Below are 24,299 nucleotides of genomic sequence, written 5' to 3' on the forward strand. Positions count from 1 at the left end.
TACTACTACCTGATAACTACTGAGTTATAAAAACATGATTCTATATGTCAATCATAACGTATTTTGGCTGAACATTTTTTTACTCAAACCACGTTGTATAGCTTTCAATTTAATTATGCTCAAGAAGATTTTACTAGCCTTAATAATTCTTACTGGAAGTTTGTTCGCTTCCTCCTGTAGTAGCAGTTCTCATACGGTGCGAGTGGTGAAGCCTAAAAGGCATTTCTTCCCGTACAATCAGAAAAAACACAGAAAGCGTAAGCGTACCAAAATCGTTCGAATGAAATCCTAACCATGAAATATATCAAACTTGTCATTCTCGTTCTTTTAATAGTCGGATGTGAGGCAAAACAGTCATATTCACCTCCTAAACAAACTATTGGTCCTTTGGGTGAAGAGGCAATGGTATCATCTGCACATCCAATAGCCACGAAAGTGGGTGTAGAAGTTCTCAAAAGTGGTGGAAATGCATTTGATGCCGCTCTTGCCGTGAAGTTTGCATTGGCCGTTGTATTTCCTCGAGCTGGAAATATTGGAGGTGGTGGTTTTGCGCTGTATCGAACGAACGATGGCAGCACTGGCTCCTTAGATTTTAGGGAAAAAGCTCCTCTGATGGGAGATCGCGACATGTATCTGGACTCTTTAGGAAACGTGATAGCTGGATTAAGTACTGTCGGCCACAAAGCGGCAGGAGTTCCTGGATCTGTTGATGGAATTTTAAAGCTTCATGAAAAATTCGGAACTAAACCGCTAACAGAGCTCATACAACCTGCTATTGATTTAGCAGAAAGTGGATTTGCGATCACTCAAGATCAAGCAGATGAATTCAATGCCAAGCGCGAAGTTTTTATTGAAGTAAATGGATCAGATTTCTTCCTTGCGAAGAAGCAATCCTGGAAATTTGGTGATACTATAAAGTTTAATGAACTCGCTAGCACACTTACACGAATACGAGATTTTGGAAGGACAGGGTTTTATGAAGGGGTAGTCGCCGATCATATCGTCACAGAAATGAAAAGAGGTGCTGGTTTAATATCGAAAGAGGATTTAAAGAATTACACATCCAAATGGAGAGATCCTATTATGGGATCCTACAGAGGACATAAGATCATCTCCATGCCTCCTCCTTCGAGTGGTGGGATAGCTTTGATTCAACTCCTACAAGGAGCAGAGCAATATGACATCAAAAGTATGGGGCACAACACTGCCCAGACCATTCATTTGTTAACTGAACTTGAACGACGTGTATATGCTGATAGAGCCACTCATTTGGGAGATCCTGATTTCTATGAAGTTCCTATAAACATGCTACTTAGCCCCGAATATAACAGGGACCGTTTCTCCACCATTTCGCTGGATGAAAAAACAGATTCACAGGAAATCAAAGAAGGTAACGTGGAAATTATTGAAAGTGTAGAGACCACCCATTTTTCCATAGTTGATCCTGAAGGAAGTGCAGTTTCCATAACAACGACATTGAATGCTTTCTTTGGATGCAAGGTATATGTAAAGGGCGCGGGGTTTTTTCTGAATAATGAAATGGATGATTTCAGCTCTAAACCAGGAATTCCAAATCAATTTGGATTGGTTGGGGGAGAGGCCAATGCTATCGCTCCGCAAAAACGCATGCTCAGCAGTATGACTCCAACCATCATCGAGAAAGATGGAAAACTTAAGATGGTATTGGGTACTCCGGGAGGATCTACCATTATTACTTCCGTATTTCAAACTACACTAAATGTCATAGACCATGGCATGGGTATGCAAGATGCTGTGAATGCTACTCGAACACATAGCCAATGGCTTCCTGATAGGATTCTGATCGAAGAACGACCAATTGATAGCTTGGCAATTGAAGAGTTGAAGGAAATGGGACATTCTGTTGAAAGAAGAAGATCAATGGGTAGAATGGATTGTATCCTTGTGAGAGAAGATGGTAAACTTGAGGGTGGAGCTGATTCTTCCAGAGGAGATAATTACGCAAAAGGATTTTAACTAATAAATTTAACTCATGAGAAAAATTTCTTTCACTCTAATCGTGCTTCTTATTGCCGGAAGCATCCATGCTCAAAATGTCATAAAACCCGCCAAAGGGTATAGTGATGATATTGGCAACATGATCACCATGCTTGATGATTTAAAAGGAAGAGTAACCAGAAGTGTATCTAATCTAGATCAGACTGGAACCGATTTTTTGCTTGATGATAATGCCAACAGAATAGGCTCTATGATCATGCATTTAGCTGCAACTGAGGTATACTATCAGAAATACACATTTGAAGGTAGAGGCTTCAATGATGAAGAAAACAAAAAATGGGATGCAGCACTCAGCCTTGGGGATAAAGGAAGAGAAAATCTCAAAGGCCAACCAATTTCCTACTACTTGGAAATCTGGGATGATGTACGTTCAAAAACGAAAGAGCTTCTAAAAGAAAAAGATGACAAATGGTTCTCTAAAAAAGCTTTGAGCGGCTCAATGAACAATCACTGGGCATGGTATCATGTGATGGAACATCAAGCGAACCATATGGGTCAGATAAGGTTGATTTTAGGCCGAATACCTGACTAACACAAGAACGAGGTTCTCTTATTGAGAATCTCTTTTATTTCTTTCTTCCTCCATTTTCTCCCTTTCTATTTCCAAAATTTCATACATTCTATTTGCTTCTTCTACACCTATGTTTTCTGCTTCTAAAGCATTTTTGTATGCATTGGCATAGTCTGGGTATTCTCTATAGCGATACTCTATCCAAGAGTATTTCTCCAATGTAGAAATCCAGAGACATATGATTAAAACTGGAATAATTCTTATCAATGATCTTTTTGCAGATCCCATTTTTTTGTTAAGAAAAAGAATTAAAAATCCAACGGTACATAAGAATAGCCCTCCTTTACCAACAATGAGCATGATAGCACTTCCTGGCAAAACAAGGAGATAGAACATAACACCAACTAAAGCTATAGAAAGTGATAATCCTGCAAAAAATGTAATTATAACGTCAAGTGCATTTAAGTTGGTGTAATTAGATTTTTTAAAGATGTTTCTAAGTTCAAGCCCATTAAATAGAAGGAAACTAAAGTTGAAATAAATGGTGGCCAACATTGCAAGTGAAATTCCAATGAACAATGCCCCTCCGGGTAAAACCGATAATTGAAACACTATTCCAAGGATGAATAGAGCGATCATTACTTTTTCAAAAATTCTCATACTCAAAAGGTTAAAAAATCACATCACCAAAGCCGCGCTACCCAAAACAGCAGCGTCATTCAACGGAAGTCCAGATTTTAAAATCTGGATTTTATCTCTATACAGGTTGTGGATATTGAATTCCATTGTTTCTATTAATGAAGGAAAGAATAGATCACTGGCCGCTGCAATTCCACCAAAAAAAACATATGCCTTTGGGCTTGTGTAGGTAGCCGCATCAGCCAGTTTCAGGCCAAGCCAGTTTCCTGTTTTTCTGTAGACCTCTACACAAAGTTCATCTCCATTTTGAGCTCTAATCGCAATGTCCTTTGGAGTGGTTTCACCTGTTCCGCCAAGATCACGATACGTTTCCAGAATACCTCTGAGAGATACATACGCTTCTAAGCAACCTTTTCTCCCACAGGTACAATTTCGCCCATCTGGAACAAGAATAGAATGCCCCATCTCTCCAGCAAATCCATCGTGCCCATAAATAACCTCACCTCCTGCCACAATTCCACTACCTAGACCCGTACCCAACGTAATGTAGATAAAGTCTTTTAAGTCTTTGGCCACACCAAATTGCATCTCACCAATGGCTCCAGCATTCGCATCGTTTGTAAGTACAGCTGGACATGAAAGTCGTTTTTCAAGCACAGGAGCAATCGGATGCACATCTTTCCATGGCATATTTGGAGCATATTCTATCGTGCCGTTATAATAGTTTCCATTGGGAGCTCCTATTCCCACTCCTTGAATCTTACATTCATGCTTTTCTGCCAGCTTTTCTACCTCTAGGGCCATTTGCTCAATGAACAGATCTATTGAATCACTGGCAAAATCAGCAATCTGAATGATGGATCGATCGATTATGCTTCCCTCCTCCGAAACCAGCCCAATGGTCGTACTAGTTCCACCGATATCTATTCCTGCATAATGCTTCATTTGAACTAATGCTTATATCCTTTCCACCCATACCATGCGATGTAAACAAAGCAGACAATCGTAATCAAAAATGAATGATGAAGACCAATCGAGCTGTCTGCTAAGAGTCCTTGCAATGGCGGCATCAATGCTCCTCCAACAATTGCTGCAACCAAAACACCTGAACCTTTACTGGTTTGTGGTCCGAGATCAGCAATGGCCAACGTGAAAATATTACTCCACATGATAGATAAGAACAATCCAGTCCCTATCAATAGCCACATGGCTACATATCCTCCGGATAAATTGAATCCGATCATCAAAATCACGCATACGATAGCAGATATGCTTAGTAGCTTATGACTGTTGATGAACTTCAAAATGTATGATCCTGCTAACCGCCCAACCATCAAACCTCCCCAATAAAAAGGAAGATATCTTGCTCCTACTTCACGGAATTTAGCAATCTGATCTTTTTCTTCTGTTAGTCCGACAATGTAATTCTGAAATTCAGGAAGGCTGGGGAAAATGTTTTCACTCAAGTAAATCACCAAAAAAGAGGCAATGGTGACTTCAGCTCCTACATATAGGAAAATAGCAATTGCTCCTTTTACTAAATGTGGTCGCTTCCAGATGCTGAGAGTTTCTTCCTTTTCAGCAGCCTCGACTGTTTCTACTACTTCTGGTAATTTCAAAAATCGAAAGACTACTGCTAGCAAAAGTAAAAGCCCTCCTAGCACTAAATAAGGAAGCTGAACAGCTTCAGCCTGCTGCTCAGGAGATAATCCAGCAAGTCCTCTTAGAATAAAATAGCTTCCCGCTAGTGGAGCAATCATCTTTGCTACACTGTTAAAACCTTGCGCCAAATTCAATCGATTTGAAGCTTTATCTGAGTCACCTAAACGAGCCACATAGGGATTAGCTGCAACTTGAAGTAGTGTTACCCCTGAAGCCAAAACGAAAATTGCCCCTAAAAACAAAGGATATGAAATAACAGCGGCCGCTGGGTAAAACAACCAACTTCCGACTGCCATGACCATCAAACCAACAATGATTCCTTTGTGATAGCCAATTCGATTTAATAGCCAAGATGATGGCAAACTGACACAGAAAAAAGCAATGAAGAATGCAAACTGGACTAATGCAGCCTGAAAATTGGATAGCGAAAAAAGACCTTTGAGGTATGGTATAAGTGCTCCATCTAGTTCTGTTAGAAATCCCCAGGTGAAAAAGAGAATCAGCATGTAAAACATGGATGCTCCGTGATTTTGTTTAGCCATTCAGGTATGATTTAGCGTCTATCAATTCATTTTTACCATTAGCCATTTCCGCATAATTGAAGCCAGGGTGGATGGCAAAAGCACCTGTATTCCCGGCAATATCCATGGCGAGATACCCTACCTGAAATGATTTGTAATCTAGTTTGTCTACGATCCGCTGGATAGCATCTTCACATGCTTCCTGTGCTGAAGCCCCTTGTCTTATTAACTCAACTACCAAAAAAGAGCCCAGCGTTTTCATCATGAGCTCACCCATACCTGTAGCTACTGCAGCTCCATAATCATTGTCCACGAAAAGTCCTGCCCCAATAATAGGTGAATCCCCCACTCTTCCGTGCATTTTGTAGGCAAGCCCGCTTGTGGTGCAGGAACCAGAAAGATTACCCTCGGCATCCTGGCAGATCATCCCAATAGTGTCGTGATTTTCCACATTGATGATAGGATTATATTCGGCTGATTTCAACCATTCTTCCCAGGCTTTCTTAGAACTTTCTGTCAACAGATTTTCTTCTGCAAATCCCTGTGCTAGCGCAAAACGTCTGGCTCCCTCACCTGCTAGCATCACATGTGGTGTATCTTCCATTACTTTTCGTGCCACCGCAATGGGATGTTTAATATTCTGAAGAAAGCATACAGCACCAGCATTTCCTTGATGATCCATGATGCATGCATCTAATGTTACATTACCGTCACGATCGGGCAATCCGCCAATTCCAACAGAACTACCATTAGGATCAGCTTCTATAACCATCACGCCTTTCTCCGCTCCGTCCAGTGCCGAACCACCTCCGGATATTATGCGCATGGCCTCCTCATTGGCAGGTAATCCATGGACCCATGTGCTCAACGCTTTTGGTTTGCTTGCACGGACTAATGCAGTGGGTTTTTTCTCCGCACAGCTTGCTCCAACAATACCCACTCCTGCCGTGACGGCAAGAGAATTTTTCAGAAACTTTCTTCTTGATGTCATGATTAGTTGATTACGATTTCATCAGTAAATATCCAGGATTTACCACCTGCACCTTTATGATCAGGTGGGCACACTCCCCTATTTTTTGCGACTACTTTTATGTATCGAGCACTTGCATTCTTATTTACTTCAAAATCTCTTAAAATCACTCCTGTTTCCTTGTAGGAGATATCATTCATCTGATTCCCCAGTGCAGTAAATGATTCTCCATCTTTGGAATAGAAAAATGCAACTTCTTCCGGCATAAATATCCAGGAGTTTTCATCCTGAAGAAATCCAACTTTAACCTCTCCTATTGATTGAACGGAACCAAGATCCACAATTGCTTCCAGATTCACACCCTCATACCCTTGCCAATCACCTGTCCTGAAATCTTCTTGCCCTCTTACAAAATTGATCAATGCATTATCACCGCCCCCTGAGTAGTGATTTGCATACTGCGTACTGAGGCTAATATCCCTGTTTTTCGGAATTTTTAAGAATTCACTCTTCCCTTTCAAGCTTGTTAGATCTCCCTTTTGAGCCCAAACGTATAGGTCCGTAGACTTGGTGATTTCAATTGGAGAATTATATATTTTCCCCGTTTGATCCGTAGCTGAGAAGGCATATCTAATTTCTGAATCATTGGTTGCGCTCGAGAGTGTGATTGTCGTTGCTCCTAAGAAAGCTTTCTCCCCGGTATTTATTGCTGGAATAGCCAGCATCTCAGTTGCAATTTTGGAAGAAGGACGGTTCGTTTTTTCCCTGCTAAAACTGGAAGGGCTGGCAACCATTTCAAAAGTCAATTTTCCTCCATTCATGATATCATCATGTTTGATGTAACCCCTATCGTATTCCTCTCCATTCAATTTAGCTCCAGACACGTAAATATTTTTATTATCATTTTCGGGAGCTTCAATCACGAACGTATTCCCGTTCTCTAATTGAATACTTGCTTTTTTAAACCAAGGGCTTCCCATAATGTAATCTTCACTTCCAGGTGCAACGGGATAAAAACCAAGTGAGCTCATCACCAGCCACGAAGACATTTGACCGCAATCTTCATTTCCCGATAATCCGTCAGGTTGATCATCATACAGTTCATCCATTATCTGGCGCACCAGTTTCTGTGTTTTGTCCGTCCTTCCTACAAAATTGTATAGATATGGAATGTGGTGACTTGGCTCATTTCCATGTGCGTATTGACCTATCAATCCGGTGATATCTGCCTGATCTCGACCTGATGTTTCTGAACTGGCAGAAAAAATATCATCCAGTTTTTTCTCAGCCGCCTCATCACCTCCTAGCATTTCTATCCATGTCTCCAGATCTTGAGGTACGTAATAGCTGTACTGCCAGGAATTTGCTTCAGTATAATTGAAGTTGACTTCTGCAGGTTCAAAAGGGTAAAACCAACGATTGTTGTTTCGTGCACGCATAAACCCTGTTGTCGGATCAAACACATTCTTATAATTCTGTGCCCGTTGATAATAGACTTTTGCCACTTCAGCATTCCCCATTCGATTGGCCATCTCAGCGATTGTCCAATCGTCATAAGCATATTCCAAGGTCTTAGATACGCTTTCCGCTTCAGCATTTGATGGAATGTATCCATTGGATCGGTAATCATCTATGCCTAAACGATCCTGCATAGAACTATGAATCATAGCTTCCATGGCCAAGTCTGTATCGAAGTTGGTGATGCCTTTTGTAAAAGCATCTGAAATCACTGGGACGGCATGATATCCAATCATGCAACCAGTGTAATTTCCAGCCAATTCCCACATGGGCAAACGTCCGCCTTGTTCATATTGATTAAGGAAAGTTTTAATAAAATTTGTAGTTCGTTCACGCTCAATAAGTGTGTATAAAGGATGTGTGGAACGATAGGTATCCCAAAGTGAAAAGACGGTATAATTTGTGAAAGAATTGTCTTGATGAATCTTAAGATCAGTACCTCTATACCTTCCATCAATATCATGAAAGAGGTTAGGAGCTATCATCGTATGATATAGTGCCGAATAGAAAACGGTTTTCTGTTTATCGGTACCTCCTTCTACTTTAATTTTATCTAACTGCTCCGCCCATACATTCTCAGATTCATTTTTCACTGCCTCAAAATCCCAATGATCTAATTCACTGACAAGGTTATTTTTAGCTCCCTCTTCGTCAACAGCAGAGATAGCCACTTTGACTTTTAGCTCAGTTCCATCACCAAAATCCAGTGCTGCTTTCTTTCCATCTTCACTATCCAAATACTCTATTCCCTGAATTGGCTGATCGAATTGAATGTGAAAGAATATATATTGATTCTCCGCCCAAGCTTTACTATGCCTATGTCCTTGAATCTCGTATTCATTGACTTGTGTGATTTCTGAGCTCACCACCATATCACGATGGTCGAGATCAATCAACACTTTCCTATCTGTATCTTCATTAAATGTGTATCGATGAAACCCTGTTCGATCCGTAGATGTAAGGTCTACTTTGATATTATCATCTTCTAGTATCACAGAATAGAAGCCTGGCTTTGCTCTTTCAGTTTTTTTAGAAAAAAGTGAACCATACCCTGGGTTGCTATCCGCTCCGTTATTAAACAATGTTTCCCCAGTATAGGGCATAAGCAATACATCGCCATAGTCTGAAACCCCGGTACCACTTAAATGTGTGTGGCTAAATCCATATACAACGGAATCAGAATAATGATAGCCAGAACATCCGTCCCATCCTGTTAATCGAGTATCCGGGCTTAACTGAACCATTCCAAATGGTCGTGTAGCCCCTGGAAAGGTGTGTCCATGACCACCTGTTCCAATGAAAGGATCTACATAATCAAAGGACGTTTTTTCATTACAAGAAATAATAATGGGTAGGATACAAATACTCAATAAGTATTTTAAAAAATTCAAACTCTTCATATGAAACGGAAATTAACAAAAATGATATAAGCAGCCTAACAAACAATTATTACTGGCAATTTTGAAGTCTCAACTTCTCTTATTTTGCTATTGTTGCCTGTCACTAGTTGCAATACATTATGAAAGCAATCGTTTACGAAGAATTTCAAGGCCCTCTGACTATTAAGAATGTTGGAGAGCATACCCCAAAAGATCATGGAGTAGTTGTAAAAGTCAAAGCGACAGGCCTATGTAGAAGTGATTGGCATGGATGGATGGGACATGACTCGGACATCATTCTACCACATGTACCAGGACATGAGTTGGCTGGAACCATTGAAGCGGTTGGAAAAGATGTTCGAAATTTCAGTGTCGGAGACAGGGTCACTTCTCCTTTCGTATGTGGATGCGGTAGGTGTGCTCAATGCAATTCTGGAAATCATCAAATATGTGATCATCAATCCCAGCCTGGTTTCACACATTGGGGATCATTCGCAGAATATGTGACTTTGGATTTCGCTGACACCAATCTGGTCAAAATACCTGAAGAAATTAGTTACACAACGGCTGCCACTTTAGGCTGTAGATTCATTACCTCCTTTAGAGCAATTGTTGATCAAGGACAAGTCAAAGGTGGGCAATATGTAGTAGTACATGGATGTGGTGGAGTAGGTTTATCCGCAATTATGATTGCCAACGCCTTGGGTGCTCATGTAATCGCAGTTGATATACATGAAGAAACGCTTCAATTCGCAAAGGAATTGGGAGCTTCATCAGTTGTTAATGCAATGGCTAACACACACGTGATTGAAGAAATAATGCACTTAACCCAAGGTGGAGCTCATGTTTCTTTAGATGCTTTGGGGAGTCAAGTAACATGTTTCAATTCAATATCTAGTCTAAGAAAAAGAGGTAAGCATATTCAGGTAGGCTTGATGACAAGCGATCATCAACATCCAAAAATACCTATGGATAAAGTGCTTTCAGATGAACTAGAAATTATTGGAAGTCATGGAATGCAAGCTCATAGATATCCTGAAATGCTAGAGATGATTGAAAATGGGAAATTACATCCAGAAAAACTTATAGAAAAAATGATTTCACTTGAAGAGGCGACTAAAGCTTTGTCAAGCATGAATAAGTTTGAAAACAAAGGTATACTCGTTATAGATTCATTCTAGCAATAAATCAACTAAGCTAAATATTTCAAAAATTTCTCTCTACTTATCTCCTCCGCTCCCAAGCTTACCAAATGTCCCGAATGAACCTGACAATCGAAAAGCTCGCCTCCTCTTTCCTTAAACTTTTGAATAAACTTGATTAATGCCAGCTTCGAAGCATTACTCTCCAATGAAAACATGGATTCACCACAAAACACATTACCCAAATCCACGCCATACATTCCTCCGACAAGTTGGTCCTTTTTCCATACTTCAACTGATTTAGCATGGCCTAGCTCATGTAGTCGGATATAGGCCATTTGCATTTCATCCGTAATCCATGTCCCTTCCTGACCCTTTCGAGATATTTTTTTGCATTCTGCTATGACTCCTTCGAAATCCTGATCGAAGGTTACTTGGAATTTGTCATTGTTAAGCACTCTCTTCATTGATTTGGAAATATGCAGGCGGCCCGGAAAAAGGACAAATCTTGGGTTGGGGCTCCACCATACAATGGGCTCCCCTTCACTAAACCATGGAAATATTCCCAACCGATAAGCAATCATCAGTCGCTCAGGCAACAGGTCACCTCCTACGGCCACAATACCATCTTCGGCACCTTCTACCGGAGGGAATATTAGATCGTCTGTGAGTCGATAGATTGGCATGACATCAAAACTAAGTCCACTCCTTCAACCTACTTCCATACCAGCTATACAATTCACCATCTACAAGTAGGCACTTAGTTTTTGGCCATTTATTTTCAGCCAAGAAGATGTGTTCTTCCTTGAAAGGGAAAGGTTCAGAGCTAAACAAAATGTAGTCAGGATCTAAGGTTTCTATTTCTTCATCCGTAATTTCAGGATACCGACAATCCTGAATCAGGTTTTCATATCCAAGATGTTTGAGTAAGTGATCAATAAACGTATCTTTCCCTGCGGCCATCCATGGACTTTTCCAGATAAGGTAAATCACCTTTCCTGATTTTGTCCTTTTGACAACTTCCATGGCTTTTTCACAGTCTTCTACCGTTTCTTGAGTAATCTCTCTTTTATCACAAATGCTTCCAAGAGCAGTCATCATAGCAAAAGCATCTTCGAGCGTATAGATGTCACTCATCCAAACTGGAAAATCTTTTTCCAGCATTTCTATGCCTTCCCGGTAATTTTCTTCCTTATTACCGATAATTAAATCGGGTTTTAGATCTCTAATGGCATCAAATCTGAAGTTTTTAGTGCCTCCAATTATCGGTATATCTGCTAATTGCTCTTTTGGATGGATACAAAACTTAGTTCTTCCCACTACAGGAGCACCAATATCAATCAAGAACTCTGTTTGAGAAGGAACTAACGAAATGATTCGCTTGGGAAGAGAAGAGAAAGTGACCTTCCGACCCATCTGATCGTAAACAGTCTGGAGGTCACTCATGAATTTATTTGAAGTAAGTAAAATCCTGGCCGTCTTTGATTTGAACTACAGCCTCATAAATCAACTTGATCACGTTCTCTACATCATTCTTATGAACAGTTTCCACTGTGGTATGCATATACTTCAATGGAAGAGAAATTAGCGCTGAGGCTACTCCTATATCAGAATAGGCAAACGCATCTGTATCTGTTCCAGTAGTCCTAGAAGCTGCCATTCGTTGGTATGGAATTTTATTTTTCTCGGCTACATCGAGAATCATGTCGCGCAAATTATTTTGAACTGCAGGCCCATAGGTAACTGCAGGCCCATTCCCAGCAGTCATGTCTCCACTAGTAATCTTATCATACATGGGAGATTGCGTATCATGAGTCACATCCGTTACAATAGCCATATCTGGCTTTATCCTCCGTGAGATCATTTCAGCTCCTCTCAGTCCAATTTCTTCTTGAACAGAATTCACAACATATAATCCGAAAGGAAGCTTTACTTTGTTCTCTGAGATTCGTCTAGCTACCTCTGCGATCATGAACCCTCCTGCCCTGTTATCAAGCGCTCGTCCAACAAAATATTTATCGTTCATTTCAAAAAGCTCATCCTGGAAAGTAGCCACAGTTCCTACATGGATGCCCATTTTTTCCACTTCTTCTTTCGATTCAGCTCCTACGTCAATACAAATATTCTTTAAAGTAGGATTATCTTCCTTGTCTTTTCTTACATGTATTGCTGGCCAGCCAAATACACCTTTTACTACTCCTTCTTTTGTATGAAGATTTACACGCATAGAGGGTGCAATCTGATGATCTGACCCTCCATTTCTCACCACGTAGATGTAGCCTTTGTCAGTGATGTAATTTACAAACCAACTGATCTCATCCGCATGAGCTTCGATTACCACCTTGTACTTAGCGTCCGGGTTTATCACACCATAAACACTGCCGTATGTATCCACTTCATAATCGTCTACGTAGGGCTTTAAGTAATCCAACCATATTTTCTGCCCCTCCATTTCAAAGCCAGTAGGCGCTGCATTATTTAAGTATTTAAAAAGAAAGTCTCTGCTTTTCTTATCCATAATTAAGTTTCAAGTCTATTGCTTCAGGCTTCAAGTTTTTTTAAGTAGCCAGAAAGCATTTTTTGTTCTTCTATTACTAATTCTAATATAGTATCAACTCTTCGTTTTCCAACAAGGTTTAATCTTGCAAAGTTTCTCATTCTTGCAGCTTAAAGCTTACTCCTAGATACTTTTCACTAATCCTCCATCAATGAGGAAATCTTGTCCTGTAATGTATTCTGATTTATCTGAAGCCAAAAATAAAGCTAGTTCTGCCACCTCATCAGGAGTTCCCTGTCGAAGCATTGGAATTTCATTGATTATTTCTTGGTCCGCTTTATAACTATTAATGAAACCTGGCAGGATATTGTTCATTCGAACACCTGATGCTCCATATTTAGTTGCAAAAAGCTTTGTAAAAGCGCTCAATGCTGTTCGTGCAACTGAGGAAATAGGAAAGTTCAATGATGGCTCTTTTGCACCAAAAGTGGAAATATTGATAATGGCTCCTCCCCCACTCATGCGAGAAGTAACTAGTCTAGACATCCTTACCACATTCATCAGTGCAAGATTGAATCCTTCCTGCCATTGGTCATCTGTCAATTCCAATAATTCACCTTTCGGTGGATGTCCCGTATTATTGACCACCACGTCTATCTGTCCGTAAGTTTCCAATGTCGCATCCACCAATCTAGTTAGATCTTCTACATTATCTGTCGATCCTTGTACCGCAATACCTCCCAATCGACTTGCCAGATCATGTATTTCTGAAGAACGCGATAAAATAGCGAGTTGATAACCCTCATCTGCCAATTTCTCAGCACATGCCAGTCCCATCCCCTTACTTGCTGCTGTTATAATTGCTGTTTTCATTTCTTTCTACCAGTGAAATTTTCGGTCGTCTACTTTTAGATTTTCAGGCACAAAATAGTCTACCAATGTTGTCCGTTTTTGAGTTGTCTGCGCATGGTTAAATTGAAGAATCATCAAACTATCTGTCAGCTTCTTGATTCTAAATAATTTAAAATCTTCCTCAATATTCATCATTTCAGGAATTTGATCGCTATTGAGTTTAATGTAAAAACCTCCTTCTGCATCTTTCACGAAAGACCATTTTCCAATCATGGGCTCACCACAATCGTCCATTCTACCTTTTGAGCTTGTATTAAAATCACCGCTAAAAGTAAAAGACTGCCTGTGGGCTATAAAGCAATCACCCATATTCATGCGAGTACCATTGTTAAACCGTCTTGCTATTTTCCAGGTTTTGATAGAATCTCCACTAACCATAGCTTTCGCATTCTCCGGAAGATGAAACAGCCTCTCTGATTCATTTGAGCAACCAAGTAATACGAGATATATCAATCCTCCAAGAACTACTCTCATGTACTTAAAGTGGAATATTACCGTGTTTCTTTCTAGGAAGCTTATCGGCCTTGTTCTCCAACATACTAAAAGCATGAATCAGTTTTGTTCGAGTTTCATGAGGCATAATGACCTCATCTACAAATCCTCTTGATGCAGCGATATATGGGTTAGCAAATTTCGCCGTGTATTCATTGATCTTTTCCTGATGCATAGCATTCGAATCCTCTGCATTTTGGATCTCCCTCTTGAAGATAATTTCTGAAGCTCCTTGCGCTCCCATCACCGCAATTTCTGCAGTAGGCCATGCATAATTCATATCTGAGCCAATATGCTTGGAGTTCATTACATCATACGCCCCTCCATAAGCCTTTCGGGTAATTACTGAGATTCTTGGTACAGTCGCTTCACTGAATGCATATAAAAGTTTTGCACCATTCGTTATGATTCCGTTCCACTCTTGGTCAGTACCAGGCAGAAATCCCGGAACATCTACCAATACCAATAGTGGCACATTGAAGCTATCACAAAAACGAACAAACCTACCGGCTTTAGTGCTCGACTGAATGTCCAAAACACCTGCCATACTCATTGGCTGATTTGCTACTATCCCAATACTTCTTCCAGCTAGTCTTGCAAAACCACAAATAATGTTTTCTGCAAAATCTTTGTGCACTTCCAAAAAGCTATCTGAATCAATGACCCCATTAATTACCTCATGCATGTCATAGGGTTGATTGGGATTATCTGGAAGGATATCATCCAATTTATCTCGAGTCTCGTCACCAATTTCATAAGCTAATTTTGGTGGCTCCTCTTCACAATTTGAAGGGATATAACTCATCAATTGCTTGATCTGTCGTATACACTCCGCTTCATTCATGCAAGCAAAATGGGTAACACCACTCTTGGATGCATGCGTTTGCGCTCCGCCCAACTCTTCGCTTGTCACCTCCTCTTGAGTGACCGTTTTCACTACGTTTGGTCCCGTAACGAACATATAGCTACTTTGCTCCACCATGAAAATGAAGTCTGTTATAGCAGGAGAATACACAGCTCCACCAGCACATGGTCCTAAGATTGCAGAGATTTGAGGCACAACACCTGATGCTAAAGTGTTTTTATAAAAAATATCTGCATATCCTCCAAGCGACACTACTCCTTCTTGAATACGTGCACCTCCGGAATCGTTCAATCCGATAACAGGCGCACCATTCTTCATGGCCATATCCATGATCTTTACGATCTTTTCTGCGAAAGTTTCAGACAATGAACCACCAAATACTGTGAAGTCTTGACTGAACACGTAGGTCAGTCTTCCGTCTATCGTACCATAACCAGTAACAACACCATCCCCAAGTATTTTTTGTTTTTCCATCCCAAAATCTGTCGCTCTGTGAGTGACAAATTTGCCTATTTCTTCAAAAGATCCTTCATCTAAAAGAAGGTCTATTCGCTCTCTGGCTGTTAATTTGCCTTTTTCGTGTTGCTTGGCAATTCGGTCTTCACCACCTCCTTTCAAAGCTTCTTCATTCTTCGATTCTAACAAAGAATTCTTTTCAGCTTTGGTTTGAATATTCGTTGCAGTTTTTGGTTTTTCGTTGCTCATATCTTTTGGAAAGTCCCAAAGATAAAATACAATATTTATCGGAGTAAATAGAAAGTATTTATCCTTTATTTATCTCCCAAAATATTCAGGTAAATTGCGCCCCTTGAATTGAGCATGATGAAATTCCATGCTTTCGCTTTTAATAAAACACAAATACACATGAAAGTAGCAATCATTGATATGGGTACCAATACCTTTCATCTGCTTTTGGCAGAAGTCAATGAAGACTCGCATGAAATCATTCATCGGGAACGCAAAGCTGTCAAAGTGGGTGAGAAAGGAATAAATAACGGGAAAATTACTCCTGAAGCCTGGGACAGAGCTTTAAAAGCTTTGGGTGAATTCAAACACACTATTGAGGACGCGGGTATTACACAAATTTACGCTACAGCTACAAGTGCCATACGCAGCGCGGCAAATGGTGAGGCCCTGACAATTGAAATTGAAAAACAAACAGGCATAAAAACCCAAATTATTTCTGGAACTAGAGAGGCTGAATTGATCCTTCATGGTGTGAAATGTGCACTCGATTTAGGGGACAAGAAGCACTTGATCATGGACATTGGCGGTGGTAGCATAGAATTCATAATCGCAGATCAAAAAGAAACCTATTGGCTTAAGAGTTTTGAAATTGGTGGTCAACGCTTAGTTGAAATGTTTCATAAAAGTGATCCCATCAAAATGGAAGAAATGATGGAACTCGCCAACTATTTCGAAAAAGAATTGAAAGAACTACATGACGCCATGAATACCTTCAATCCTCAGATTTTGGTTGGCTGTTCTGGCACTTTCGATACGCTAAGTGATATTTTCTGTGAAGGTATGGGAATGACTAAAGATGAAGACGCTACTGAACATCCTCTTCCAACCAAGGGCTTTGAAATTATTTTTAAAGAGCTTATCACCAAAGATCGCGAAACACGATTAACCATTCCTGGTATGATTGAAATGCGGGTGGATATGATCGTTGTTGCTTGTATTCTTGTAGACTACTTGCTCCATTCATTTAATTTGAAAAGCATACGAATTTCAGCGTACGCTCTCAAGGAAGGAGTGCTTATGCATACACTGGATAAATTGAGAGAAACAAGCAATACCTCCAATTAGGTATTGCTAAACGCCTACATCTTTTTAACTTTTGCTCCCTAAACCTACCCAAACCATGAAATACTTGATTGGAATAGTCCTTCTATCTCTTAGTCTGTTATCTTATTCGCAGGATTCTGATTTTAACAGCCTCATTTATGAAGTCAAAAACAACTTATTGGAAGTGAAAACTGGAGGTGAAACCTATACGCAAGAATTAGAATTATTGAACTACTCCGTTCTTAAATATACGCTGATCGAGGTGAATGAAAAGGGGGATAGAAAAGAAGAAAGCTTTGAATTTAATGTTGCCGACTTAGATCCGTACGTGGTGAGAGAAGAAACCAAGAAAGACATTATTTATCTCAGCATGACGGTAGGTAATGGGCAAAAATTCATAAAAAAATATGAAGATGGAGAAGTAAAAGGATATGAAGAATCCATATCAATGGTTACTAAAGATATTGACAATGCAAGAATCTTAAAAGATCTTATCAAAAAGGCAATCCCCTTAGCAAAGGCTATTATGAGTAAAAAACTATCGGTCAATACTTATGATGAAATGGCTAATTGGCTCACAAAAAACATAGTCAATGCAGAAAGCAGTGGAAAGACGTATAACCAAACATTATATAAACAAGAAGACTTTCCGGCCAATTTCCGATTTGTCCAAACTGTGGTTACATCAAAATCATCTCAGGAAAAACAATACATTTTCAATCTTTCAGATATTAATATCAATAGTTTAAAGTTCAACATATCTGGCTCAAGTTTTTCGCTTGATTTTAAAACTAATCGTAAGCAAAAAGTCATTAAAGTTTTAGAAGATAGTGCCCCAAAGGGCTTTGAAGATGAAATTGAAATCTTTACCAACAATGTAGAAGAGGCCAGAGATCTGAAGAATATCTTAACTAAGGCTGTCCCTTTGTCTGATGAAATGGTAAAATCTTCAATCCCAAGGTTCGAATCGATGAATACTGCACTTGAATATCTTGGCAAGCATGTACAAAACATCGATTATGGAGATGAATCGCTGGAACAGTTAATAGAAGGTGATTGCTTGATGGAGTTAACTCTAATAGACGCAGATGCCAAATCAACAAAAAAAATAGTTTCAACATTTAATCTCATTGATATCAACAAGGATCTAATAGATTATGATGTCTCTTCTGATAAAATGTTTGTTGAATTTTCAACAAAAGAATCTCTGGACCTGATGAAAAGGTTTGAAAATGATGAGTTTGACGGGTATGGTGATGATCTAAAGATCTACGTTGAAAACGTGGAGATTGCTCGAAGAATTAAAGCCTCTCTGGAGGGTCTAATCAAAATATGTGAACGTGACTATGTTGATCCTTTCGCTGATATGAATATATCTCAGAAGATTAACTGGCTTACCATGAACCTCGGAGAGGCCAGAATTGGGGATAAGACAGTCAATCAAACTTTCGAAAGACTGGATGAATCTGATACTGAGAAAATTAAGCTCATAAAGCTTGAGGTGAATACTAAAGGGAGTACGGAAGAAATCTTTGAATTCAATTTTGCGGATATCAATCTTAAAAGTATTCAGTATAAAATTGGCAGTAAAACATTATCCATTTCGTTTGAAACCAAATTCAAGGAAGATATCATCAAATATTATAAGAACGGTGAAATCGAGAACTATCAAGATGGGTTCGAGCTTAGCATGACAGATATTGAGACAGCTAGGAATGTCATTTTGGTTTTCAATCATATCATAGCCGAGCTTAATGAGTAATTTCGTCGAATGATTTTTTCAGCAGAAGAACTAAAACGCTTTGCGACACAGGTATTTGTGAAAATCGGATGTCCGCAAGAGGAAGCCAATCAAGCAGCAGATGTCCTTATAAACGCAGATTTAAGAGGTGTTGATTCTCATGGGATGGCGAGACTATCAGGTTACATAAGGCTACATGAAAAAAATCGTCTAAATGCTACACCAAAAATCAAAACTGTACATGAAACACCCTCTACAGCGGTAGTTGATGGTGATTTAGGCTTAGGGCTAGTAGTAGGTCCTCATTCCATGAGACTCGCTATTGAAAAAGCTAAAAATGTAGGTTCCGGTTGGGTCGCAGTTAAAAACTCTAATCATTATGGTATAGCAGGTTATCATTCTATGATGGCTCTAGATGAAGACTGCATTGGCATCTCTCTCACAAATGCAAGCCCTTTGGTTTCTCCTACTTTTTCAAAAGAGCGATTGCTAGGAACAAACCCAATTTCCATTGCTATACCTACGAAAAATCAACCCCCATTCGTACTTGATATGGCTACAACAACTGCTGCAAACGGTAAATTGGAAGTTCTTCAACGAAAAGGACTGGATGCTCCAGAAGGGTGGTTACAAGATAAACAAGGTCACATTACCACAGATGCCAAAGGGCTTGTAAATGGAGGTTCTATGCGCCCTTTAGGTGGAGATCGAGAACATGGATCGCATAAAGGATATGCTTTAGGAGCAGTGGTAGATATACTTTCCGCTGTACTTTCAGGTGCTAATTATGGGCCTTGGGTTCCTCCATTTGTCGCATTTATTGATCCTGCACCTAATCCTGTGGGTGAAGGATTGGGACATTTTTTTGGAGCAATGAGAATTGATGCCTTTAGAGATGGGGAAGAGTTTAAATCCCATATGGATAATTGGATTGAACGATTCAGAGAATCTGAAACGGTTAATCCTGATGACAAGGTCTTGATACCTGGTGACCCGGAACGTGAAATGGCTCAAGAACGCCTGAAGAATGGGATTGACTTGTTAGATCCTGTGGTAAAAGATCTGAGAGAACTCGGTGAAAAATTGGATGTAACTTTAGGAAGCTAGATAATTGGAGGTTAGACCTTAGATGATACAACTATGGCAGAACTAAAAACACAACCTACACTCCTAAATGTTGATGAATTTATAGATTCCGTCGAACCTGAATGGAAACGTGATGACGCACGTAAAGTCTTAGAACTCACTAAGAAAATCACAGGAAAGCTACCAACGATGTGGGGAAATTCTATTATCGGATTTGGAAGGTATCACTACAAGTATAAAAGTGGCAGGGAAGGAGATTGGTTTTTGGCAGGGTTTTCGCCAAGAAAGCAGAGTATGACCATTTACATTACCGGCGGATTTGAAGGGCAGGAAGATTTACTTGAAAAACTTGGTAAGCACAAAAAAAGTGTTGGATGCCTATATGTGAAAAAACTTACCGATATAGACATGAAGGTTCTTGAACAAATGATCTTAAAATCTATAGCAAAGCTAAAAAAGAGGTATGAAGAGTATAATTAGCCTCTTGCTAATTACCGTGTCCTTTGCTGCCTTATCACAAAGAGTTCAGTTCGAGGATCCAGATCTTACATTCAGTTTCAAGAAACCAAAAGGATGGGAGGTGTTTGATGATGGCTACCTGGTTAAAGTCAGTCCCTCAATCAATGACTCTTCAAGAAATTATTTTACAATCACTTACTTTGAAGATTCTCAACCATTTGGAGGTGTAAACTTACTGCATTCTGCAACTGCTCTTCAGCAAGAAAAAGGCGCTTACAAAACAACAGGAATAAAGATTGATGGAGTTCAAGCAAAATACTCCGAGCAAAAAAATAAGAATACTTTGGTTAGGTTATACACCTTCTACAAATACGACCAACGATTTGAAATATATACATCAATATTTCCTAGCGATAATTCAACGATTTCTAGAAAGACACGAAAGATTGTTCGTTCAATTCAAATAGAAAAGTAAACGATTCCTTTACCGAGTCATTTGCTCATTTCATCGGCATTTTATATCCTCCTAGCCAAAGCTTCCTGATAAAGAACATAGCCACATTTAGCTTTGGCTCACTTAACGTTTATTATCATGGATTACTTCAGAAAAGCCACTAACACTTCTCCCACCGTCATCATGGATTCTCGCAACAAATCTGCTCTTGTTAAAGGCAAACTGTTATGTGGAGATATAAGCGTTTATAATGAAGTAACATCGGAAATAAAAAATCGCCTTCAGAAGTTCGAGTACGCTGATTTTAACATTCAATTGCAAGTCTTTAATACGAAAGCTGCAAAATCCATATTAGAAATATTGCGATCTATCAAAAACACCAAACGTAAATCTCCGAGAGTATATTGGTTAAGCGACAATCCAGAAATGATGGAAATGGGCAGGGATTATGGTGATTTACTAGATATGGAAATTGAAGTATTGGCGAACTAATCAAAAAATACCCACTCCAACTCCTGCTCGAATAACCCACGGACTTGTGTAAGGACTAGGCTCAGTTGCATCGTATAACACATTGTACAATGCCATAAGGCTAAAGGAAGCTTTTGAACTTAATTGCTCAGCATATCCAGCGCCAACCAAAAGGCTATTGTACCCCTCTCGTGTCTTTCTCTCAGGAGATACTTGAACCACGTATTCAAATGACAATCTCTCAAATTCCGAATAGGCAAAAAACTGACTTATTACGTTATACCTTGTAAATACACTCCACCCATAATTATTGATAGAGATATCAGGGTTTTTGATTTTGACATATTGATATGAAATACCTAATCCTGCTGAAAAACGCTCAGTGATTTTGTATCCTAATTGAGGAGCTAAACTTAGGTTTGTTTGATTTGAACCTGCGCTAAAACCAAAGCCACCTCCATAGTAAATTCTATCTGCCAGCTTATTTTGAGCAATTACACCTGTGGTTATGATTAACGCTATAGTAAACAAAATTGACCTCATCAGTCTTCTTTTACGACAATGAACAGATCCTCGTTATCCTTTTTCATTAAATACTTTTCTCTCGCCATCTTTTCTAATAAATCTGGATTTGTATTCAATGCAGCTTGATCATTCTTCACTTGCATGATCCTGTCAACATAGAATACACGTGATTCTTCTAATTCAGCCTTTTTATTCGAAAGCTCAACTTGAAGAAACAAATCGTTACTATCAATTAATGCTAGCCATACGATAAAGAATAGCGTAGAAAGGAAATAAAAATTCTTAAAGAAGGACGGAATTCGATCTAATAATTGTTTCATGTGTTGATTGATTTTTTTCAACGGTACACATGGAATTCGCATGAATAATATTTTCCCAAGTGAATAATACCTTAATCATGCTCATTTCATCTGCTTTGAATTAGTGGGTGGTCTGGTTTTCAAAGCTGCAGCAGAATGATGTAAAGATAACGTAAATCCATCATTTAAGGATACCTCTCTATATCAAAAAGTAAATAGTGGCACTCAGAAAGAACATTGAGGAATACAAAAACTTACCCCAGAATAGCTATAGAGTCCTAACATGGAGGCTAAAAACATAAGAATTGTGGTTATTAAATAACCTTTTCTTCTTCTTTGTTCATCCATTATCCTCAATCATCTTTTTTATCGCACGTTCCCCTCTTCGCCATCTTATTAGGTTAAACACAATGATAGCTATCCACGTGATCAGCATCAACCAATCATCAAGATCAGATTTCTCACCGATCATACTCAAATGAATCATTTTTCTGATTCTTAAAACAATAATGACAAGTCCAAGAATAGAAATGAATATCAACCCAGTAGCTTGGTTCTGTTTATCCCTCATTTTTTTCTTTTTCTCCATGGACACTAAAAAATATAGCCGGGAAAATCTCGAATCTGTTCAAAGTCATTTTCACCCTTCTCCCAAATGAAATGGTTCATTCCATTCGTTATAGAAAGGTATTTAGCATCCAAGATCTTATTGTATGTTGCGACTTGACTAACTACTTTTTGATTAAGTTTAACTTTTGGAGCCTTACATTCCACTAGCATAAAAACTTTCCCTTCTCTATCCAATACCATGATATCTGATCGCTTCTGATTCTTGAAATAACTCATTGTATGCTCAAGTTTGAACATGCCTTTCGGATACTTCAGATGATTGATCAAAAGGTTTAAAAAGTGCTGTCGGACCCATTCCTCAGGCGTCAGGAAAATCCATTTTTTTCTTATCAAGCAGAATATCGAATGCTCGTCTAGCTGATAATCATACATCGGCAACTTGAGTACTTGCATTCTTCAATTTTACCTGAGACAAGAAAATGATTCCTAGAATGAAGAAAGAAGCAAGAGCCAATGTACTGTTTCGCATGCTCCCTGTCACTTGTTCTATATACCCATACACGAATGTTCCAATCACTATCGACACATTATAGGTAACATCGTAAAAGCTAAAAAACGAAGCAGTATCCACGGTATCCTGAGGCATAATCTTAGAGTATGTAGCTCGCGAAAGTGACTGTATACCTCCCATGACCAGTCCTACAACAGCCGCAAGAGCAAAGAATTCCAGTTCGGATTTCACAAAATACGCACCAAAACAACACCCAATCCATATGAAAATCTGAATAGACAATGATCGAATATTTCCCTGTTTCTTAGAAACATATGCGAAAAGAAAAGCACCCGCGATTGCAACAAATTGTATCAAAAGGACCGTCATGATTAGACTGGAAGCTTCCATTTTAAGCTCTTTAGAACCAAAAGTTGCTGCCAGGTACATAACAGTTTGTACTCCCATATTGTAGAAAAAAAACGCAAAAAGAAACTTTCGCATGCCATTCATTTCTTTTAACTGTTTCCATACTTTTTGTAATTCTATGTATCCATTGGTCAGATAATGACCTTCTGGTTTTCTACCATGTACATTTTCGGGAAGCTTTGAAATAGCATAAAGAGAGAATCCAATCCACCAGACTCCTACTGTCAAGAATGCAACACGTGAAGCAATTCCAGCATCAGTCATCCCAAATACTTCTGGCATTTGAACCATTACTAGGTTTAGAATCAAAAGAATTACACTTCCCATATAGCCATAGGCATATCCTTTTGCACTTACTATATCTCGTTTATCTTCTGTCACGATTTCACTCAAGAATGCGTCATAGAAAACCAGACTTCCTGAATAACCTACGCTTGCCATAATAGAACAGAAGATGCCCCACTCAATATTCTCTCCAGTAAAAAAGAAAAGTCCTAGGCATGAGAATGAGCCTATGAACATAAATAGCTTCAAAAAGAATTTTTTCTTACCGGCGTAATCTGCAATACCTGATAAGATAGGCAGTATAACCGCTACCAGTAAAAATGAGAGCGAAAGTGCATATGAGTATAGCACTGAGTTTACAATCTCAAAACCAAAGGCTTGAATACGATCTCCTCCGTTTGCATTTACAGCAACATTTTGAAAGTAGATCGGAAAAATAGCAGAAGTTATGGTAAGTGAGTAAACTGAATTGGCCCAGTCATACATACACCAGGCACGAATCGTTTTCTTATCGTTAAGCATAGAAGATCAAGTTGATGCGGCAATATAGGTAA

Annotated in this window: 25 protein-coding genes; 9 read left to right on the forward strand and 16 right to left on the reverse strand. The window is 39.2% G+C overall.

Annotated features, from left to right (window positions below; all coding sequences use genetic code 11):
- The first annotated feature begins 294 nt into the window (after positions 1 to 294).
- Both ggt and ABJQ32_10590 read left to right on the forward strand, forming a co-directional pair.
- Positions 295 to 1,995, forward strand: a complete 1,701-nt coding sequence (gene ggt / locus ABJQ32_10585) for a gamma-glutamyltransferase (protein MEP5290089.1) — start codon at positions 295 to 297, stop codon at positions 1,993 to 1,995.
- Positions 1,996 to 2,011: 16 nt separating this feature from the next.
- Entirely contained in the window at positions 2,012 to 2,569 is a 558-nt protein-coding gene (locus ABJQ32_10590; protein MEP5290090.1) for a DUF664 domain-containing protein, read from the forward strand.
- A gap of 18 nt (positions 2,570 to 2,587) precedes the next feature.
- Here the strand turns inward: ABJQ32_10590 and ABJQ32_10595 are convergent, their stop codons facing one another.
- From ABJQ32_10595 to ABJQ32_10615, 5 genes are read right to left on the reverse strand one after another with little or no spacing between them, the layout of a single operon-like run.
- Positions 2,588 to 3,208, reverse strand: coding sequence for a hypothetical protein (locus tag ABJQ32_10595; protein ID MEP5290091.1), 621 nt, complete (start codon positions 3,206 to 3,208; stop codon positions 2,588 to 2,590).
- 18 nt (positions 3,209 to 3,226) lie between these two features.
- Positions 3,227 to 4,132, reverse strand: coding sequence for an ROK family protein (locus tag ABJQ32_10600; protein ID MEP5290092.1), 906 nt, complete (start codon positions 4,130 to 4,132; stop codon positions 3,227 to 3,229).
- A 5-nt stretch (positions 4,133 to 4,137) separates the two neighbouring features.
- On the reverse strand, positions 4,138 to 5,391 hold the full coding sequence (locus ABJQ32_10605; GenBank protein MEP5290093.1) for a sugar MFS transporter: 1,254 nt from the start codon (positions 5,389 to 5,391) through the stop codon (positions 4,138 to 4,140).
- Positions 5,384 to 6,361 carry a N(4)-(beta-N-acetylglucosaminyl)-L-asparaginase gene (locus tag ABJQ32_10610; protein ID MEP5290094.1) on the reverse strand — a complete coding sequence of 326 codons (978 nt, stop codon included), beginning with the start codon at positions 6,359 to 6,361 and terminating at the stop codon, positions 5,384 to 5,386. Before ABJQ32_10610 ends, ABJQ32_10605 begins: the two co-directional genes overlap by 8 nt.
- 2 nt (positions 6,362 to 6,363) lie before the next feature.
- Positions 6,364 to 9,258, reverse strand: coding sequence for a GH92 family glycosyl hydrolase (locus ABJQ32_10615; GenBank protein ID MEP5290095.1), 2,895 nt, complete (start codon positions 9,256 to 9,258; stop codon positions 6,364 to 6,366).
- A 119-nt stretch (positions 9,259 to 9,377) separates the two neighbouring features.
- Here ABJQ32_10615 and ABJQ32_10620 point away from each other — a divergent pair, with 119 nt between their 5' ends.
- Positions 9,378 to 10,418: a zinc-dependent alcohol dehydrogenase family protein gene (locus ABJQ32_10620; GenBank protein MEP5290096.1), complete on the forward strand. Its 1,041-nt coding sequence runs from the start codon at positions 9,378 to 9,380 to the stop codon at positions 10,416 to 10,418.
- Between the two features lie 11 nt (positions 10,419 to 10,429).
- Here ABJQ32_10620 and aat read toward each other — a convergent pair whose 3' ends face one another.
- The 6 genes from aat to ABJQ32_10650 form a co-directional block, all read right to left on the reverse strand.
- On the reverse strand, positions 10,430 to 11,065 hold the full coding sequence (gene aat / locus ABJQ32_10625) for a leucyl/phenylalanyl-tRNA--protein transferase (GenBank protein ID MEP5290097.1): 636 nt from the start codon (positions 11,063 to 11,065) through the stop codon (positions 10,430 to 10,432).
- A gap of 10 nt (positions 11,066 to 11,075) precedes the next feature.
- Positions 11,076 to 11,825, reverse strand: a complete 750-nt coding sequence (locus ABJQ32_10630) for a helical backbone metal receptor (protein ID MEP5290098.1) — start codon at positions 11,823 to 11,825, stop codon at positions 11,076 to 11,078.
- Between the two features lie 4 nt (positions 11,826 to 11,829).
- The gene (locus tag ABJQ32_10635; protein ID MEP5290099.1) at positions 11,830 to 12,897 is read right to left on the reverse strand and encodes a M42 family metallopeptidase; all 1,068 of its coding nucleotides are present in this window, start codon (positions 12,895 to 12,897) and stop codon (positions 11,830 to 11,832) included.
- Between the two features lie 162 nt (positions 12,898 to 13,059).
- Entirely contained in the window at positions 13,060 to 13,749 is a 690-nt protein-coding gene (locus ABJQ32_10640; GenBank protein ID MEP5290100.1) for an SDR family oxidoreductase, read from the reverse strand.
- A 6-nt stretch (positions 13,750 to 13,755) separates the two neighbouring features.
- Positions 13,756 to 14,262 (reverse strand): hypothetical protein, encoded by a 507-nt coding sequence (locus ABJQ32_10645; GenBank protein ID MEP5290101.1) that lies wholly within the window; start codon positions 14,260 to 14,262, stop codon positions 13,756 to 13,758.
- 4 nt (positions 14,263 to 14,266) lie between these two features.
- A complete protein-coding gene (locus tag ABJQ32_10650; protein ID MEP5290102.1) occupies positions 14,267 to 15,850 on the reverse strand; it encodes an acyl-CoA carboxylase subunit beta in 1,584 nt (527 codons plus the stop codon).
- Between the two features lie 159 nt (positions 15,851 to 16,009).
- On the opposite strand from ABJQ32_10650, the gene ABJQ32_10655 reads away from it, so the two are divergent.
- From ABJQ32_10655 to ABJQ32_10680, 6 genes are all read left to right on the forward strand, one after another.
- A complete protein-coding gene (locus ABJQ32_10655; protein ID MEP5290103.1) occupies positions 16,010 to 16,957 on the forward strand; it encodes a hypothetical protein in 948 nt (315 codons plus the stop codon).
- A gap of 55 nt (positions 16,958 to 17,012) precedes the next feature.
- Positions 17,013 to 18,698 carry a hypothetical protein gene (locus ABJQ32_10660; GenBank protein MEP5290104.1) on the forward strand — a complete coding sequence of 562 codons (1,686 nt, stop codon included), beginning with the start codon at positions 17,013 to 17,015 and terminating at the stop codon, positions 18,696 to 18,698.
- Between the two features lie 9 nt (positions 18,699 to 18,707).
- Entirely contained in the window at positions 18,708 to 19,784 is a 1,077-nt protein-coding gene (locus tag ABJQ32_10665; GenBank protein ID MEP5290105.1) for an Ldh family oxidoreductase, read from the forward strand.
- 33 nt (positions 19,785 to 19,817) lie between these two features.
- Positions 19,818 to 20,243: a DUF1801 domain-containing protein gene (locus ABJQ32_10670; GenBank protein ID MEP5290106.1), complete on the forward strand. Its 426-nt coding sequence runs from the start codon at positions 19,818 to 19,820 to the stop codon at positions 20,241 to 20,243.
- The gene (locus tag ABJQ32_10675; GenBank protein MEP5290107.1) at positions 20,227 to 20,697 is read left to right on the forward strand and encodes a hypothetical protein; all 471 of its coding nucleotides are present in this window, start codon (positions 20,227 to 20,229) and stop codon (positions 20,695 to 20,697) included. Before ABJQ32_10670 ends, ABJQ32_10675 begins: the two co-directional genes overlap by 17 nt.
- A 117-nt stretch (positions 20,698 to 20,814) precedes the next feature.
- Positions 20,815 to 21,168 (forward strand): SiaC family regulatory phosphoprotein, encoded by a 354-nt coding sequence (locus ABJQ32_10680; protein ID MEP5290108.1) that lies wholly within the window; start codon positions 20,815 to 20,817, stop codon positions 21,166 to 21,168.
- On the opposite strand, the gene ABJQ32_10685 is transcribed toward ABJQ32_10680, so the two are convergent.
- From ABJQ32_10685 to ABJQ32_10705, 5 genes are all read right to left on the reverse strand, one after another.
- On the reverse strand, positions 21,169 to 21,690 hold the full coding sequence (locus ABJQ32_10685; protein ID MEP5290109.1) for a hypothetical protein: 522 nt from the start codon (positions 21,688 to 21,690) through the stop codon (positions 21,169 to 21,171).
- Positions 21,690 to 21,992 (reverse strand): septum formation initiator family protein, encoded by a 303-nt coding sequence (locus ABJQ32_10690; protein MEP5290110.1) that lies wholly within the window; start codon positions 21,990 to 21,992, stop codon positions 21,690 to 21,692. The genes ABJQ32_10685 and ABJQ32_10690 overlap by 1 nt, the downstream gene beginning before the upstream one ends.
- A 319-nt stretch (positions 21,993 to 22,311) precedes the next feature.
- Positions 22,312 to 22,542 carry a hypothetical protein gene (locus ABJQ32_10695; GenBank protein MEP5290111.1) on the reverse strand — a complete coding sequence of 77 codons (231 nt, stop codon included), beginning with the start codon at positions 22,540 to 22,542 and terminating at the stop codon, positions 22,312 to 22,314.
- Positions 22,543 to 22,565: 23 nt separating this feature from the next.
- Entirely contained in the window at positions 22,566 to 22,994 is a 429-nt protein-coding gene (locus ABJQ32_10700; GenBank protein MEP5290112.1) for a type I restriction enzyme HsdR N-terminal domain-containing protein, read from the reverse strand.
- A complete protein-coding gene (locus ABJQ32_10705) occupies positions 22,966 to 24,267 on the reverse strand; it encodes an MFS transporter (protein ID MEP5290113.1) in 1,302 nt (433 codons plus the stop codon). Before ABJQ32_10705 ends, ABJQ32_10700 begins: the two co-directional genes overlap by 29 nt.
- Between the last annotated feature and the right edge of the window lie 32 nt (positions 24,268 to 24,299).

The sequence above is a fragment of the Marinobacter alexandrii genome (genome assembly GCA_039984955.1).
In the GTDB taxonomy this organism is placed as follows: domain Bacteria; phylum Bacteroidota; class Bacteroidia; order Cytophagales; family Cyclobacteriaceae; genus Ekhidna.

Bases quoted from the DNA above. Each gene is read 5' to 3' on its own strand.
- ggt (MEP5290089.1), top strand. From the start codon at position 295: ATGAAATATATCAAACTTGTCATTCTCGTTCTTTTAATAGTCGGATGT.
- ABJQ32_10590 (MEP5290090.1), top strand. From the start codon at position 2,012: ATGAGAAAAATTTCTTTCACTCTAATCGTGCTTCTTATTGCCGGAAGC.
- ABJQ32_10595 (MEP5290091.1), bottom strand. From the start codon at position 3,208: ATGAGAATTTTTGAAAAAGTAATGATCGCTCTATTCATCCTTGGAATA.
- ABJQ32_10600 (MEP5290092.1), bottom strand. From the start codon at position 4,132: ATGAAGCATTATGCAGGAATAGATATCGGTGGAACTAGTACGACCATT.
- ABJQ32_10605 (MEP5290093.1), bottom strand. From the start codon at position 5,391: ATGGCTAAACAAAATCACGGAGCATCCATGTTTTACATGCTGATTCTC.
- ABJQ32_10610 (MEP5290094.1), bottom strand. From the start codon at position 6,361: ATGACATCAAGAAGAAAGTTTCTGAAAAATTCTCTTGCCGTCACGGCA.
- ABJQ32_10615 (MEP5290095.1), bottom strand. From the start codon at position 9,258: ATGAAGAGTTTGAATTTTTTAAAATACTTATTGAGTATTTGTATCCTA.
- ABJQ32_10620 (MEP5290096.1), top strand. From the start codon at position 9,378: ATGAAAGCAATCGTTTACGAAGAATTTCAAGGCCCTCTGACTATTAAG.
- aat (MEP5290097.1), bottom strand. From the start codon at position 11,065: ATGCCAATCTATCGACTCACAGACGATCTAATATTCCCTCCGGTAGAA.
- ABJQ32_10630 (MEP5290098.1), bottom strand. From the start codon at position 11,825: ATGAGTGACCTCCAGACTGTTTACGATCAGATGGGTCGGAAGGTCACT.
- ABJQ32_10635 (MEP5290099.1), bottom strand. From the start codon at position 12,897: ATGGATAAGAAAAGCAGAGACTTTCTTTTTAAATACTTAAATAATGCA.
- ABJQ32_10640 (MEP5290100.1), bottom strand. From the start codon at position 13,749: ATGAAAACAGCAATTATAACAGCAGCAAGTAAGGGGATGGGACTGGCA.
- ABJQ32_10645 (MEP5290101.1), bottom strand. From the start codon at position 14,262: ATGAGAGTAGTTCTTGGAGGATTGATATATCTCGTATTACTTGGTTGC.
- ABJQ32_10650 (MEP5290102.1), bottom strand. From the start codon at position 15,850: ATGAGCAACGAAAAACCAAAAACTGCAACGAATATTCAAACCAAAGCT.
- ABJQ32_10655 (MEP5290103.1), top strand. From the start codon at position 16,010: ATGAAAGTAGCAATCATTGATATGGGTACCAATACCTTTCATCTGCTT.
- ABJQ32_10660 (MEP5290104.1), top strand. From the start codon at position 17,013: ATGAAATACTTGATTGGAATAGTCCTTCTATCTCTTAGTCTGTTATCT.
- ABJQ32_10665 (MEP5290105.1), top strand. From the start codon at position 18,708: ATGATTTTTTCAGCAGAAGAACTAAAACGCTTTGCGACACAGGTATTT.
- ABJQ32_10670 (MEP5290106.1), top strand. From the start codon at position 19,818: ATGGCAGAACTAAAAACACAACCTACACTCCTAAATGTTGATGAATTT.
- ABJQ32_10675 (MEP5290107.1), top strand. From the start codon at position 20,227: ATGAAGAGTATAATTAGCCTCTTGCTAATTACCGTGTCCTTTGCTGCC.
- ABJQ32_10680 (MEP5290108.1), top strand. From the start codon at position 20,815: ATGGATTACTTCAGAAAAGCCACTAACACTTCTCCCACCGTCATCATG.
- ABJQ32_10685 (MEP5290109.1), bottom strand. From the start codon at position 21,690: ATGAGGTCAATTTTGTTTACTATAGCGTTAATCATAACCACAGGTGTA.
- ABJQ32_10690 (MEP5290110.1), bottom strand. From the start codon at position 21,992: ATGAAACAATTATTAGATCGAATTCCGTCCTTCTTTAAGAATTTTTAT.
- ABJQ32_10695 (MEP5290111.1), bottom strand. From the start codon at position 22,542: ATGAGGGATAAACAGAACCAAGCTACTGGGTTGATATTCATTTCTATT.
- ABJQ32_10700 (MEP5290112.1), bottom strand. From the start codon at position 22,994: ATGCAAGTACTCAAGTTGCCGATGTATGATTATCAGCTAGACGAGCAT.
- ABJQ32_10705 (MEP5290113.1), bottom strand. From the start codon at position 24,267: ATGCTTAACGATAAGAAAACGATTCGTGCCTGGTGTATGTATGACTGG.